This is a genomic window from Xanthomonas sp. WHRI 6108, from assembly GCF_040202385.2.
In the GTDB taxonomy this organism is placed as follows: Bacteria; Pseudomonadota; Gammaproteobacteria; order Xanthomonadales; family Xanthomonadaceae; genus Xanthomonas; species Xanthomonas arboricola.
In genome coordinates, this window is sequence record NZ_CP168198.1 from 1,077,273 (window position 1) to 1,091,113 (window position 13,841).

Here is a 13,841-nt window from a genome sequence, read left to right on the forward strand (position 1 = left end):
GGGGATTGAACAAGAAGCCCGGCATTTGGTCGGCTTTGTCCAGCTCCATCATCGCCCGCACGCTCTTTGCCGCCGCCCGAGAGATCCCATGCAAGACCAACGTAACCTGCTGGTGTTCTCCGGCAATGCCAACAAGCCGCTTGCCCTGAGCATCTGCAAGGAGCTCGGCGTTCGCATGGGCAAGGCGCTGGTCACGCGCTTCTCCGATGGCGAGGTACAGGTCGAGATCGAAGAAAGCGTGCGCCGGCAGGAAGTGTTCGTGATCCAGCCGACCTGCGCGCCGAGCGCGGAAAACCTGATGGAGTTGCTGGTGCTGATCGACGCGCTCAAGCGCGCCAGCGCCGCGTCGGTGACCGCGGTCATCCCGTACTTCGGCTACTCGCGCCAGGACCGCCGCATGCGCTCCTCGCGCGTGCCGATCACCGCCAAGGTCGCCGCCAAGATGATCTGCGCAATGGAGGCCGACCGCGTGTTGACGGTCGATCTGCACGCCGACCAGATCCAGGGCTTCTTCGACGTGCCGGTCGATAACGTCTATGCCTCGCCGCTGCTGCTGGCCGACATCTGGCGCGCCTACGGCACCGACAACCTGATCGTGGTATCGCCGGACGTGGGCGGCGTGGTGCGCGCGCGCGCCGTCGCCAAGCGCCTGGACGATGCGGATCTGGCCATCATCGACAAGCGCCGTCCGCGCGCCAACGTCGCCACGGTGATGAACATCATCGGCGATGTGCAGGGCAAGACCTGCGTGCTGGTCGACGATCTGGTCGACACCGCCGGTACCCTGTGCGCCGCCGCTGCAGCGCTGAAGCAGCGCGGCGCGCTCAAGGTGGTGGCCTACATCACCCACCCGGTGCTGTCCGGCCCGGCAGTGGACAACATCAACAATTCGCAGCTCGACGAGCTGGTGGTCACCGACACGATTCCGCTGAACGAAGCTGCGCGCACCTGCGCCAAGATTCGTCAGCTGAGCGTGGCCGAACTGCTGGCCGAGACCATTCGCCGCATCGCCTTCGGCGAGTCGGTGAGTTCGCTCTACGTCGACTGATGCCGCATTCGGTGCCCGGAGTTCCGGGTGCCGGTACCACGTCTCGCCTGGTCGCGGGTGAGACGCTTCATCGCCGCGAGGCGGTATTCCAATCTAGGTAGTGAAACAACATGGCAAAGACTCACGAAATCAAGGTCGAGCGCCGCGCGAACGAGGGGAAGGGTGCGAGCCGCCGCCTACGTCACGCTGGCGTCATTCCGGCCATCGTTTACGGTGGCGAACTCGAGCCGGTCAGCATCCAGCTCAACCATGAGCAGATCTGGCTTGCCCAGCAGAACGAGTGGTTCTACTCGTCGATCCTCGACCTGAACCTCAATGGCGACGTGCAGCAGGTGCTGCTGCGTGACATGCAGCGCCATCCGTTCAAGCAGCTGATCATCCACATCGACTTCCAGCGCGTCAGCGCCAACGAGAAGCTCAGCGCCGCCGTGCCGCTGCACTTCATCAACGAAGCGGCCTCGCCGGCCGGTAAGTCCAGCGAAGTGGTCGTGACCCACGAACTCAACGAAGTTCAGGTGGTCTGCCTGCCGAAGGATCTGCCGGAGTTCATTGAAGTGGACCTCGGTGCCCTGGAAGTGGGCAACGTGATCCACTTGTCCGAGATCAAGCTGCCGGCCGGTGTGGAAATTCCGGAGCTGAAGCTGGGCAAGGAGCACGACGTGGCGGTGGTTGCTGCCAAGCACGTGCGGATCGAGGAAGAAGACGCTGCCGGTGAAGAAGGCAGCGAAGGCGCCGAGACCAAGTAAGCCGTCGGCCGATCCCTCGCACTGCGCGGGATCGGCTGCGGTCACTGGCATGTCTGCACTCCGCCTGATTGTCGGACTCGGGAATCCCGGTCCGGAACACGCGCAAACCCGGCACAACGCCGGGTTTCGTTTCGTCGATGCCCTCGTCGAACGCCATGGCGTGCGCTGGGGGCTGGACGCCAAGTTGTTCGGCGAGACCGCAAAGGTCGAGATCGCCGGGCAATCGGTCTGGCTGCTCAAGCCGGCCACCTTCATGAATCTCAGCGGCAAATCGATCACCGCCGCGTTGCGGTTCTGGAAGATCGAGCCGGAGCAACTGCTCGTTGCACACGACGAACTGGATCTTGCGCCGGGCATCGCGCGGCTCAAGTTCGATGGCGGTCACGGCGGCCAGAACGGCCTGCGCGACACCATTCGCCTGCTGGGGCACGGTAAATTCCATCGCTTGCGGATCGGCATCGGCCATCCCGGCCACAAGGACCGCGTGGTGCCTTGGGTGTTGGGACGGGCAGGGCGCGACGACGACGCGGCAATCGGCGCTGCGGTGGACGCGGCCATCGATGTCCTGCCGCTGGCACTGCAAGGTAATTTCAACGAGGCGATGAAGCGCCTGCATACCAGCAGGGATGCGTGATTGGGGATTGGGGATTTGCAGCCGTGCGGCATGGCGAATCTCCAATCCCGAATCCCAAATCCCGGATGTGACCCATGGGTATCAAATGCGGCATCGTCGGCCTGCCCAACGTCGGCAAGTCGACCCTGTTCAATGCGCTGACCAAGGCGGGCATCGCTGCGGCCAATTTTCCGTTCTGCACCATCGAGCCGAACGTCGGCATCGTGCCGGTGCCGGATCCGCGCCTCAATCAACTGGCTGAGATCGTCAAGCCGCAGAAACTGATTCCGACCGCGGTTGAGTTCGTCGATATCGCCGGCCTGGTGGCGGGTGCGGCCAGCGGTGAAGGGCTGGGCAACAAGTTCCTGGCGCATATCCGCGAAGTCGATGCGATCACCCACGTGGTGCGCTGCTTTGAAAACGACGACGTCATCCATGTGAACAACAAGGTCGACCCGATCAGCGATATCGAAACCATCGATACCGAACTGGCATTGGCCGATCTGGACAGCGTGGAAAAGGCGCTCAACCGTGCCGAGCGCAGCGCCAAGGGCGGCGACAAGGATGCTGCGGCGCGCAAGCCGGTGCTGGCCAAGTTGCAGGCCGCGCTGTCCGATGGCAAGGCGGGGCGTGCAGCCGGTCTGGACGATGATGAAAAGGCGCTGGTGCGCGACCTGTTCCTGTTGACGCTCAAGCCGGTGATGTACATCGCCAACGTGCTAGAGGACGGTTTCGAGAACAATCCGCACCTGGACGCGGTGCGTCGGCATGCGTTGGCCGAAGGTGCGGAAGTGGTGCCGGTCTCGGCAGCGATCGAGGAAGAGCTGTCGCAGCTCGACGACGAGGACCGCGACACCTTCCTGGCCGATCTGGGTCTGGACGAGCCGGGTCTGAATCGCGTCATCCGTGCCGCCTACAAGCTACTTGGCCTGCAGACCTACTTCACTGCCGGCGTCAAGGAAGTGCGTGCGTGGACGGTCAGGGCTGGCTCGACCGCGCCGCAGGCGGCAGCGGTGATCCATACCGATTTCGAGAAGGGCTTCATCCGTGCCGAGACGATCGGTTTCGACGACTTCATCAAGCACCGCGGCGAAGCCGGTGCGCGCGATGCCGGGCGCCTGCGCCTGGAAGGCAAGGAATACCGCGTGCAGGAAGGCGACGTGCTGCACTTCCGCTTCAACGTCTGACCGGTTGCGCGCGACCCCGGTAGTCGCGCGTCTTCGGTAGTGATGATCTGCTCAAAATTTTTGTTGACACCGCATGCATCCCACAACAAAATAACGGGCTGCTTCACCCCGAACCGAATTCGCCTCATCGCGCACCGGTCCGGTAGTAAAAGCTGGAGGGATACCCAAGCGGCCAACGGGGGCAGACTGTAAATCTGCTGGCTTACGCCTTCGGTGGTTCGAATCCACCTCCCTCCACCAGTTTCATGTTGTGGCATGCAGTTCCCGGCGCGGGAGTAGTTCAACGGTAGAACCTCAGCCTTCCAAGCTGATGGTGCGGGTTCGATTCCCGTCTCCCGCTCCATTGAACGCAAATGCATGGCATAATACAAAACTCGCTCACGTAGCTCAGTCGGTAGAGCACCTCCTTGGTAAGGAGGAGGTCGAAGGTTCGATTCCTTTCGTGAGCACCACTACTCAATCGTCTTCAACTCCAAACGATTACCGAGACACGCACCCATGGCAAAAGCTAAATTTGAGCGCACCAAGCCGCACGTGAACGTCGGCACCATCGGTCACGTCGACCATGGCAAGACCACGTTGACAGCCGCGCTGACCAAGATCGGTGCTGAGCGTTTCGGTGGCGAGTTCAAGGCGTACGACGCGATCGACGCGGCGCCGGAAGAGAAGGCGCGCGGCATCACGATTTCGACCGCTCACGTCGAATACGAGTCCCCGACCCGTCACTATGCGCACGTCGATTGCCCCGGCCACGCCGACTACGTCAAGAACATGATCACCGGTGCGGCACAGATGGATGGCGCGATCCTGGTGTGTTCGGCTGCTGACGGCCCGATGCCGCAGACCCGCGAGCACATCCTGCTCTCGCGTCAGGTTGGCGTGCCGCACATCGTGGTGTTCCTGAACAAGGCCGACATGGTCGACGACGCCGAGCTGCTCGAGCTGGTCGAGATGGAAGTGCGCGAGCTGCTCAGCAAGTACGACTTCCCGGGCGATGACACCCCGATCATCCACGGTTCGGCGCGTCTGGCGCTGGACGGCGACCAGAGCGACATCGGCGTGCCGGCGATCCTGAAGCTGGTCGAGGCGCTGGATTCGTTCATTCCGGAGCCGACCCGCGACGTCGACCGTCCGTTCCTGATGCCGGTCGAAGACGTGTTCTCGATCTCCGGCCGCGGCACCGTGGTGACCGGTCGTATCGAGCGCGGCATCATCAAGGTCGGCGACGAAATCGAAATCGTCGGCATCCGCGACACCCAGAAGACCACCGTCACCGGTGTGGAAATGTTCCGCAAGCTGCTGGACCAGGGCCAGGCAGGCGACAACGCCGGTCTGCTGCTGCGCGGCACCAAGCGTGACGACGTCGAGCGCGGCCAGGTGCTGTGCAAGCCGGGTTCGATCAAGCCGCATACCGAGTTCGAAGCCGAAGTCTACGTGCTGTCCAAGGACGAGGGTGGCCGTCATACCCCGTTCTTCAAGGGCTACCGTCCGCAGTTCTACTTCCGCACCACCGACATCACTGGCGCCTGCCAGCTGCCGGAAGGCGTGGAGATGGTGATGCCGGGCGACAACGTGAAGATGGTCGTGACCCTGATCAACCCGGTCGCGATGGACGAAGGTCTGCGCTTCGCCATCCGTGAAGGCGGTCGTACCGTCGGCGCCGGCGTGGTTGCCAAGATCATCAAGTAAGTGCCTGCATCCAGTCGCCTCGCGGCGGCTGGTGCCAAACGAATGGCGGGCCGGCTGAACCGCGGTCCGCCTTCGTTGTCTTAGGGTTTGCGGTAAACGAGTACATACGCCAGTAGCTCAATTGGCAGAGCAGCGGTCTCCAAAACCGCAGGTTGGGGGTTCGAGTCCCTCCTGGCGTGCCACTCCTCTTTCCGGCCCAGCGATTCGGGTCAGATCGGTAACTAGAGCCGGATGAATAGCAAAATCGAGCCTTCCAAAAGCGCGTCTGCTGCCAGCGCTGACATCGTGAAATACGTCATCTCCGCGCTCCTGGTGATCGCGGGGTTGTTTGTGTGGTTCTGGTTTTCTGCGCCCGAGCGCGCCACCCAGTTTGGTGCCTGGACGCCGCAGTTGCGTGCGCTGGCAGTGATCGTGGGGCTGGTGGCTGGCGCATTCGTGTTTTTGGGCACCGGCAAGGGCCGGGAAACCCGTGAATTCATGTCCGAATCCAGGTTCGAGTTGCGCAAGGTGGTCTGGCCGACGCGTCAGGAAGCCATCCGCACCACCTGGGTCGTGATTGTCGTTGTGATCATTCTGAGTTTGCTGTTGGGCGGCTTCGACTTTGTCATCCAGAAGCTCACGCAGTGGTTCCTGGCTCGTTGAGGAGAATCAAGCAGTGAAGCGTTGGTATGTCGTTCACGCCTATTCAGGCTTTGAAAAATCTGTTGCGCAGGCATTGCGTGACCGTATCGCCCGTGCCGAGATGGAAGACCGTTTTGGCGACGTCTTGGTGCCGACCGAAGAGGTCATCGAAATGCGCGCCGGCCAGAAGCGTCGGTCCGAGCGCAAGTTCTTCCCCGGCTACGTGCTGGTGCAGATCGAGACCCACGAAGAGGCCGGTATCCCGCGCATCGACAATGAAAGCTGGCACTTGGTGAAGGAAACTTCCAAGGTGATGGGGTTCATTGGCGGCACCGCCGACCGTCCGCTGCCGATTCGCGACGAAGAGGCCGATGCGATCCTGCAGCGTGTGCAGGACGGCGTCGAGAAGCCGCGTCCGAAGGTGCTGTTCGAGCCGGGTCAGATGGTGCGCGTCACCGATGGTCCGTTCAACGACTTCAATGGCGTTGTGGAAGAGGTCAATTACGAGAAGAGCAGGCTGCGGGTTGCCGTGCTCATCTTCGGTCGCTCCACGCCGGTCGAGCTCGAGTTCGGCCAGGTCGAGAAGGGCTGACGCCGGCCGGGCGCCGTCTAGGCGCCCGCCTTGAATGCTGCTATAGTGCGCGGCTCGCTGACCTGGCGAACCGCCGGGAACCAATGGCTGCCGCATGGCAGCCATCTGCGTGTGGTCAGAAACGTGAAGCCGGGACACGTGATTTCCCGGTCCGATGGGGAGCCTGCAGTCAAGGCGCTAGCACCCGGAGAGTATCGAAATGGCAAAGAAGATAACTGCTTACATCAAGTTGCAGGTCAAGGCCGGTCAGGCCAATCCTGCGCCGCCGGTCGGCCCTGCCCTGGGTCAGCGCGGTCTGAACATCATGGAATTCTGCAAGGCGTTCAACGCAGCGACGTCCAAGTTGGAGCCGGGTCTGCCGACGCCGGTGGTCATCACCGCGTACTCCGACCGTACCTTCACCTTCATCACCAAGAGCACCCCGGCCAGCGTGCTGCTCAAGAAGGCTGCAGGCGTGAGCTCCGGCTCCAAGCGCCCCAACACCGACAAGGTGGGCAAGGTGACGCGCAAGCAGCTTGAAGAAATCGCCAAGGTCAAGGAAGCCGATCTGACGGCAGCCGAGCTGGAAGCGGCAGTGCGCACGATTGCGGGTTCTGCCCGCAGCATGGGTTTGACGGTGGAGGGCTAAGACATGGCACAGAGCAAGCGCGTTAAGGCCATTGCGGCCGCTGTCGTTCCGGGCAAGACCTATGCCTTCGAAGACGCAATCAAGATCCTGAAGACCGTGACCAAGGCCAAGTTCGTCGAGTCGATCGACGTTGCCGTGCGCCTGGGCGTGGACGCCAAGAAGTCCGACCAGCAGGTGCGCGGTTCCACCGTGCTGCCGGCCGGTACCGGCAAGAGCGTGCGCGTTGCGGTGTTCGCACCGGCCGGTGCCAAGGCTGACGAAGCCCTGGCCGCTGGTGCCGAGGCGGTGGGCATGGACGACCTGGCCGAGAAGATGCAGGCCGGCGATCTGAGCTACGACGTGGTCATCGCCACCCCGGACGCGATGCGCGTCGTCGGTAAGCTCGGCACCCTGCTGGGCCCGCGCGGCCTGATGCCCAACCCGAAGGTCGGCACCGTGTCGGCCAACCCGGGCGAAGCGGTCAAGAATGCCAAGTCGGGTCAGGTGCGTTACCGCACCGACAAGGCCGGCATCATCCACTGCACCATCGGCAAGGCCAGCTTCGATGACGAAGCGCTGAAGTCGAACCTGCAAGCGTTGTTGCTGGACCTGATCAAGGCCAAGCCGGCTACCTCGAAGGGGACCTACCTGCAGAAGGTGTCGGTCAGCTCGACGATGGGCCCTGGCGTGACGGTCGACCAGTCCAGCCTTGCGCTGAAGTGAGTTGAGGGGTCGGGCCTGTCATGGGTCTGACCCGTCTGTGTAGTACAGCATCGTTTTTCCGGCCCGGGTCACCGTGTGCTGGGAGTCCGTTCCCTCCTTTGGGGTAACGGACATTTTGAAGGCGATCGCCGGCATGTCCGGCGGTAGCCGTCAAAGACCGCAGGCGCGGTCAGCGCAGATCGACGACGGGCATGGATGCTCGCTTTGGCAAGGAGTCGCCGTCGATGCAGCGGGATCGCTTAATCAGGTTCGCAAGAGCCGGCCGGCGTAGATGGTGTCGCCCTTCTGGAGCTTTCTGGTTTACGCGCGTCTGGGACATCCCGGATCGAGCCCACTCCAGGTCTAGAACGGCCACCAAAGGAACATCGGTCGATGTTCCCGGCTTCCAGGAAGGAGGCTGCCCTGGACCGCAACCGGCAGGAGCCGCGAGCGGAGTAGTTTGAAGCTGGGATTGGAGATTCGGTATTGGGGATTGGCAGAAGCGGCTTCATCAGCTCTGGCGAATCCCGAATCGCTAATCCCGAATCCCGGCTTTAACGGAGGAGTGCAATGGCTCTCAATCTGTCTCAGAAGCAAGAAGTAGTCGCCGAGCTGGCAGACATCGCCGCCAAGGCTCACTCCTTGATCGCCGCCGAATACGCTGGCATCACGGTCTCCCAGATGACCGCGATGCGCAAGCAGGCCCGCGAAACCGGCGTGTTCTTGAAAGTTGTCAAGAACACCCTGGCTGCGCGCGCCGTTGAAGGTACTGATTTCGCTGTCGTCGCTGACAAGCTGGTCGGTCCTTTGCTGTATGCGTTTTCGATGGAGGAGCCCGGCGCTGCCGGTCGCCTGATCAAGGAATTCGCCAAGGGCAACGACAAGTTGCAGGCCAAGGTCGTGTCCATCGGCGGGGAACTGTTCCCGGCTGGCCACGTCGACGTGTTGGCTTCGCTGCCGACCCGCGATCAGGCCCTGGCCATGCTGGCCCGCGTGCTGTCCGAACCGGCTGCCATGTTTGCCCGTGCCGTCAAGGCCGTGGGCGACAAGCAGGGTGGTGGCGACGAAGCCGCCGCGCCGGTCGCCGAGACTGCCGAAGCTTGATGTCCTAGCGTTCGCTAGAACCCCAATCCAGAAAATCATTTAAAGGTAATCACAATGTCCCTTACCAACGAACAGATCGTCGACGCCATCGCCGAGAAGTCCCTGATGGAAGTGATGGAGCTGGTCAAGGCCATCGAAGAAAAGTTCGGCGTCTCCGCCGCCGCTCCGGTCGCTGCTGCTGCAGCTGGCCCGGCTGCCGTGGTCGAAGAGCAGACCGAGTTCAACGTGGTGCTGACCAACTGCGGCGCCAACAAGGTCGGCGTCATCAAGGCCGTCCGCGCCGTGACCGGCCTGGGTCTGAAGGAAGCCAAGGATCTGACCGAAGCCGGTGGCATGCTGAAGGAAGGCGCGTCGAAGGACGAAGCCGAGAAGATCAAGAAGGAACTGACCGAAGCTGGCGCGACTGTCGAAATCAAGTAAGCAGTCCCTTGCATCGCCAGCGTTTCACGGTGATGCACTGAAGGCTGGGAGCGTAAAGCTCCCGGCCTTTGGCCGTTGATGGAAAGCCGGGATTTGAGAGGCGGAATTCGGGATTCGAAGGCAATCTTCGCGCATCCCCAATCACGCGATTCCCAATCCCCGCTTCACCGAGTTGGTAGTTGGAAGTAGCGGGAGAAGGCGTGCTGGTGCCGGCAATACCAGCGACTTCCAACTGACAATTTTGTTATTTCAGGGCCGCCGCGACGCGGCCCCCGCAGCCTAGGGTGAAGACTCATGACGTCTTATTCGTTCACCGAAAAAAAGCGTATCCGCAAGGACTTTGGCAAGCAGCGCTCGATTCTCGAAGTGCCGTTCCTGCTTGCCATCCAGGTCGATTCCTACCGCGAATTCCTGCAGGAAGACGTGGAGCCGAACAAGCGTAAGGACCTCGGTCTGCACGCGGCATTGAAGTCGGTGTTCCCGATTTCCAGCTACAGCGGCAATGCCGCGCTGGAATACGTGGGCTATAAGTTGGGTCAGCCGGTGTTTGACGAGCGTGAATGCCGTCAGCGTGGCATGAGCTATGGCGCGCCGCTGCGCGTGACCGTGCGCCTGGTGATCTACGACCGCGAGTCGTCGACCAAGGCCATCAAGTACGTGAAGGAGCAGGAGGTCTATCTGGGCGAAATCCCGCTGATGACCGACAACGGTACCTTCATCGTCAACGGCACCGAGCGCGTCATCGTCTCGCAGCTGCACCGCTCGCCGGGTGTGTTCTTCGACCACGACCGTGGCAAGACCCACAGCTCGGGCAAGCTGCTGTACAGCGCCCGCATCATTCCGTACCGCGGTTCCTGGCTGGACTTCGAGTTCGACCCGAAGGACGCGCTGTTTACCCGTATCGACCGTCGCCGCAAGCTGCCGGTGTCGATCCTGCTGCGCGCGCTCGGCTACAGCAACGAAGAGATGCTGGCCGAGTTCTTCGAGATCAATACGTTCCACATCAATCCGGACGAAGGCGTGCAGCTGGAGCTGGTGCCGGAGCGTCTGCGTGGCGAAACGCTGAACTTCGACCTGGCCGATGGCGACAAGGTCATCGTGGAAGCGGGCAAGCGCATCACCGCCCGTCACGTCAAGCAGCTCGAAGCCGCCGGCGTCGCCGCGCTGGCCGTGCCGGACGACTATCTGCTCACCCGCATCCTGTCGCACGACGTGGTCGATGGCTCCACCGGCGAACTGCTGGCCAATGCCAACGACGAGATCACCGAAGACCAGCTGGCAGCGTTCCGCAAGGCCGGCGTCGATGCGGTCGGCACCCTGTGGGTGAACGATCTGGACCGCGGTCCGTACCTGTCCAACACCCTGCGGATCGATCCGACCAAGACCCAGCTCGAAGCGCTGGTCGAGATCTATCGCATGATGCGTCCGGGCGAGCCGCCGACCAAGGAAGCCGCACAGAACCTGTTCCACAACCTGTTCTTCACCTTCGAGCGCTACGACCTGTCCACGGTCGGCCGCATGAAGTTCAACCGTCGCGTCGGCCGCAAGGACGTGCTGGGCGAGTCGGTGCTGTACGACAAGAAGTACTTTGCCGAGCGCAACGACGAAGAATCCAAGCGCCTGGTCGCCGAGCACACCGACACCTCCGACATCCTGGAAGTGATCAAGGTGCTCACCGAGATCCGCAACGGTCGCGGCGTGGTCGATGACATCGATCACCTGGGCAACCGTCGCGTGCGTTCGGTCGGCGAAATGGCCGAGAACGTGTTCCGCGTGGGCCTGGTCCGCGTCGAGCGCGCGGTCAAGGAACGCCTGTCGATGGCCGAGTCCGAGGGCCTGACCCCGCAGGAACTGATCAACGCCAAGCCGGTGGCTGCCGCGATCAAGGAATTCTTCGGTTCCTCGCAGCTGTCGCAGTTCATGGATCAGAACAACCCGCTGTCGGAAGTCACGCACAAGCGTCGCGTCTCCGCGCTGGGCCCGGGCGGCCTGACCCGCGAGCGCGCCGGCTTCGAAGTGCGCGACGTGCATCCGACCCATTACGGCCGCGTCTGCACCATCGAAACCCCGGAAGGCCCGAACATCGGCCTGATCAACTCGCTGGCCGTGTTCGCCCGCACCAACCAGTACGGCTTCCTCGAGACGCCGTACCGCAAGGTGCTGGACGGCAAGGTCTCCGACGACGTCGAGTACCTGTCGGCGATCGAGGAAAACGAGTACGTGATCGCCCAGGCGAACGCGCTGACCGACGCCAAGAACATGCTCACCGAGCAGTTCGTGCCGTGCCGGTTCCAGGGCGAGTCGCTGCTCAAGCCGCCGGCCGAAGTGCACTTCATGGACGTCTCGCCGATGCAGACCGTGTCGGTCGCCGCGGCGCTGGTGCCGTTCCTGGAGCACGACGACGCCAACCGCGCACTGATGGGCGCCAACATGCAGCGCCAGGCCGTGCCGACGCTGCGTTCGCAGAAGCCGTTGGTCGGTACCGGTATCGAGCGTGCGGTTGCGCGCGACTCGGGTGTGACCGTCAATGCCTTGCGTGGTGGCGTGATCGAGCAGATCGACGCGGCCCGCATCGTGGTCAAGGTCAACGAGGCAGAAATCGGCGGCGGCACCGATGCCGGCGTGGATATCTACAACCTGATCAAGTACACCCGCTCCAACCAGAACACCTGCATCAACCAGCGTCCGCTGGTGAACGTGGGTGACGTGATCGCACGCGGCGACGTGCTGGCCGACGGCCCGTCCACCGACATCGGTGAGCTGGCGCTGGGTCAGAACATGCTGATCGCGTTCATGCCGTGGAACGGCTACAACTTCGAAGACTCCATCCTGCTCTCCGAGCGCGTGGTGGAAGAAGATCGTTACACCACGATCCACATCGAAGAACTGACCTGCGTTGCGCGCGACACCAAGCTGGGGCCGGAGGAAATTTCCGCCGACATCCCGAACGTGTCCGAGCAGGCCCTGAACCGTCTGGACGAGAGCGGCGTGGTGTACATCGGTGCGGAAGTGCGCGCCGGCGACATCATGGTCGGCAAGGTCACGCCGAAGGGCGAGAGCCAGCTGACGCCGGAAGAAAAGCTGCTGCGTGCGATCTTCGGTGAGAAGGCGTCCGACGTGAAGGACAGCTCGCTGCGCGTGCCCCCGGGCATGGACGGCACCGTCATCGACGTGCAGGTCTTCACCCGCGACGGCATCGAGAAGGACAAGCGTGCGCGTCAGATCGAAGAGTCCGAAATCAAGCGCGTCAAGAAGGACTTCGACGACCAGTTCCGCATCCTGGAAGCGGCCATCTACGCACGTCTGCGTTCGCAGATCGTGGGCAAGGTCGCCAACGGTGGTCCGAACCTGAAGAAGGGCGACAACGTCACCGACGCGTATCTGGACGGGCTGAAGAAGTCCGATTGGTTCCAGCTGCGCATGAAGGACGAAGACGCTGCAGACGCCATCGAGCGTGCGCAGAAGCAGATCCAGGCGCACGAAAAGGAATTCGAGGCACGCTTCGCCGACAAGCGCGGCAAGATCACCCAGGGCGACGACCTCGCACCGGGCGTGCTGAAGATGGTCAAGGTGTTCCTGGCAGTGAAGCGCCGCATCCAGCCGGGTGACAAGATGGCAGGCCGCCACGGCAACAAGGGTGTGGTCTCCAACGTCGTGCCGGTCGAGGACATGCCGTACATGGCCACCGGCGAGCCGGTCGACATCGTGCTGAACCCGCTCGGCGTGCCGTCGCGTATGAACATCGGCCAGATTCTGGAAGTGCATCTGGGCTGGGCCGCCAAGGGCCTGGGTCGCAAGATCCAGCGCATGCTGGAAGCCCAGGCCGCGGTCAGCGAACTGCGCAAGTTCCTGGACGACATCTACAACCACGACAGCGCGATCAATGCACAGCGCGTGGACCTGTCGCAGTTCAGCGATGAGGAGTTGCTCAACCTGGGCAAGAACCTGGTCGATGGTGTGCCGATGGCCACCCCGGTGTTCGACGGTGCCAGCGAAGCGGAGATCAAGCGCATGCTGGAACTGGCCGAACTGCCGCAGAGCGGTCAGACCCAGTTGTACGACGGTCGTACCGGCGAAGCGTTCGATCGCAAGACCACGGTCGGCTACATGCACTACCTGAAGTTGAACCACCTGGTCGACGACAAGATGCATGCACGCTCGACCGGTCCGTACTCGCTCGTCACCCAGCAGCCGCTGGGCGGCAAGGCGCAGTTCGGTGGTCAGCGCTTCGGTGAGATGGAAGTCTGGGCGCTGGAAGCCTACGGCGCGGCCTACACCCTGCAGGAAATGCTGACGGTGAAGTCCGACGACGTGCAGGGCCGCAACCAGATGTACAAGAACATCGTCGATGGTGAGCACGAGATGGTCGCGGGCATGCCGGAATCCTTCAACGTGTTGGTGAAGGAAATCCGCTCGCTGGCGATCAACATGGAACTGGAAGAGTGATCGAGCTGGATCCTGGCGCCGCGACGCGGCGCTGGGATCCGGAACGTAAGGCCCTCGGTTTCATCT

Annotated in this window: 12 protein-coding genes and 4 tRNA genes; all 16 read left to right on the forward strand. The window is 62.5% G+C overall.

From position 1 onward, the window contains the following. Nucleotides 1-88: 88 nt before the first annotated feature. The 16 genes from ABQ039_RS04585 to rpoB all read left to right on the forward strand — a co-directional run bounded on the left by ABQ039_RS04585 (nt 89) and on the right by rpoB (nt 13,775). Complete coding sequence (locus ABQ039_RS04585; RefSeq protein ID WP_002811729.1) at nt 89-1,048, forward strand: ribose-phosphate diphosphokinase; 960 nt, start codon at nt 89-91, stop codon at nt 1,046-1,048. Nucleotides 1,049-1,158: 110 nt separating this feature from the next. Then, the gene (locus ABQ039_RS04590) at nt 1,159-1,794 is read left to right on the forward strand and encodes a 50S ribosomal protein L25/general stress protein Ctc (protein WP_016900688.1); all 636 of its coding nucleotides are present in this window, start codon (nt 1,159-1,161) and stop codon (nt 1,792-1,794) included. Between the two features lie 49 nt (nt 1,795-1,843). Next, nucleotides 1,844-2,428, forward strand: a complete 585-nt coding sequence (gene pth / locus ABQ039_RS04595; RefSeq protein WP_065031994.1) for an aminoacyl-tRNA hydrolase — start codon at nt 1,844-1,846, stop codon at nt 2,426-2,428. A 74-nt stretch (nt 2,429-2,502) separates the two neighbouring features. Beyond that, complete coding sequence (gene ychF, locus ABQ039_RS04600) at nt 2,503-3,594, forward strand: redox-regulated ATPase YchF (protein WP_054591844.1); 1,092 nt, start codon at nt 2,503-2,505, stop codon at nt 3,592-3,594. 154 nt (nt 3,595-3,748) lie between these two features. Next, nucleotides 3,749-3,834, forward strand: a tRNA-Tyr gene (locus ABQ039_RS04605). A 29-nt stretch (nt 3,835-3,863) separates the two neighbouring features. Next, nucleotides 3,864-3,937 (forward strand) — tRNA-Gly (locus tag ABQ039_RS04610). A 33-nt stretch (nt 3,938-3,970) separates the two neighbouring features. Continuing rightward, nucleotides 3,971-4,046: transfer RNA gene (locus ABQ039_RS04615), tRNA-Thr, on the forward strand. Between the two features lie 46 nt (nt 4,047-4,092). Next, nucleotides 4,093-5,283, forward strand: a complete 1,191-nt coding sequence (gene tuf, locus ABQ039_RS04620; RefSeq protein WP_003486726.1) for an elongation factor Tu — start codon at nt 4,093-4,095, stop codon at nt 5,281-5,283. 106 nt (nt 5,284-5,389) lie between these two features. After that, a tRNA-Trp gene (locus ABQ039_RS04625) sits at nt 5,390-5,465 on the forward strand. Between the two features lie 49 nt (nt 5,466-5,514). After that, nucleotides 5,515-5,925: a preprotein translocase subunit SecE gene (gene secE, locus ABQ039_RS04630; RefSeq protein WP_016900684.1), complete on the forward strand. Its 411-nt coding sequence runs from the start codon at nt 5,515-5,517 to the stop codon at nt 5,923-5,925. Nucleotides 5,926-5,938: 13 nt separating this feature from the next. Beyond that, nucleotides 5,939-6,496, forward strand: a complete 558-nt coding sequence (gene nusG / locus ABQ039_RS04635; protein ID WP_047128216.1) for a transcription termination/antitermination protein NusG — start codon at nt 5,939-5,941, stop codon at nt 6,494-6,496. A gap of 199 nt (nt 6,497-6,695) precedes the next feature. Continuing rightward, a complete protein-coding gene (rplK, locus tag ABQ039_RS04640) occupies nt 6,696-7,124 on the forward strand; it encodes a 50S ribosomal protein L11 (protein ID WP_046345810.1) in 429 nt (142 codons plus the stop codon). Nucleotides 7,125-7,127: 3 nt separating this feature from the next. Next, on the forward strand, nt 7,128-7,826 hold the full coding sequence (gene rplA, locus ABQ039_RS04645; protein ID WP_016900681.1) for a 50S ribosomal protein L1: 699 nt from the start codon (nt 7,128-7,130) through the stop codon (nt 7,824-7,826). A 549-nt stretch (nt 7,827-8,375) separates the two neighbouring features. Continuing rightward, a complete protein-coding gene (gene rplJ, locus ABQ039_RS04650) occupies nt 8,376-8,909 on the forward strand; it encodes a 50S ribosomal protein L10 (protein ID WP_016900680.1) in 534 nt (177 codons plus the stop codon). 54 nt (nt 8,910-8,963) lie between these two features. Then, nucleotides 8,964-9,329: a 50S ribosomal protein L7/L12 gene (rplL, locus tag ABQ039_RS04655; protein WP_008574194.1), complete on the forward strand. Its 366-nt coding sequence runs from the start codon at nt 8,964-8,966 to the stop codon at nt 9,327-9,329. A gap of 294 nt (nt 9,330-9,623) precedes the next feature. Further along, nucleotides 9,624-13,775, forward strand: a complete 4,152-nt coding sequence (gene rpoB, locus ABQ039_RS04660) for a DNA-directed RNA polymerase subunit beta (protein WP_024938570.1) — start codon at nt 9,624-9,626, stop codon at nt 13,773-13,775. The last annotated feature ends 66 nt before the right edge of the window (nt 13,776-13,841 follow it).

What these genes read in the sequence shown, in the direction of transcription:
- rplJ (WP_016900680.1), top strand. Translation starts at nt 8,376, where the DNA reads ATGGCTCTCAATCTGTCTCAGAAGCAAGAAGTAGTCGCCGAGCTGGCA.
- tuf (WP_003486726.1), top strand. Translation starts at nt 4,093, where the DNA reads ATGGCAAAAGCTAAATTTGAGCGCACCAAGCCGCACGTGAACGTCGGC.
- rplL (WP_008574194.1), top strand. Translation starts at nt 8,964, where the DNA reads ATGTCCCTTACCAACGAACAGATCGTCGACGCCATCGCCGAGAAGTCC.
- ABQ039_RS04585 (WP_002811729.1), top strand. Translation starts at nt 89, where the DNA reads ATGCAAGACCAACGTAACCTGCTGGTGTTCTCCGGCAATGCCAACAAG.
- ABQ039_RS04590 (WP_016900688.1), top strand. Translation starts at nt 1,159, where the DNA reads ATGGCAAAGACTCACGAAATCAAGGTCGAGCGCCGCGCGAACGAGGGG.
- ychF (WP_054591844.1), top strand. Translation starts at nt 2,503, where the DNA reads ATGGGTATCAAATGCGGCATCGTCGGCCTGCCCAACGTCGGCAAGTCG.
- rpoB (WP_024938570.1), top strand. Translation starts at nt 9,624, where the DNA reads ATGACGTCTTATTCGTTCACCGAAAAAAAGCGTATCCGCAAGGACTTT.
- rplA (WP_016900681.1), top strand. Translation starts at nt 7,128, where the DNA reads ATGGCACAGAGCAAGCGCGTTAAGGCCATTGCGGCCGCTGTCGTTCCG.
- pth (WP_065031994.1), top strand. Translation starts at nt 1,844, where the DNA reads ATGTCTGCACTCCGCCTGATTGTCGGACTCGGGAATCCCGGTCCGGAA.
- secE (WP_016900684.1), top strand. Translation starts at nt 5,515, where the DNA reads ATGAATAGCAAAATCGAGCCTTCCAAAAGCGCGTCTGCTGCCAGCGCT.
- rplK (WP_046345810.1), top strand. Translation starts at nt 6,696, where the DNA reads ATGGCAAAGAAGATAACTGCTTACATCAAGTTGCAGGTCAAGGCCGGT.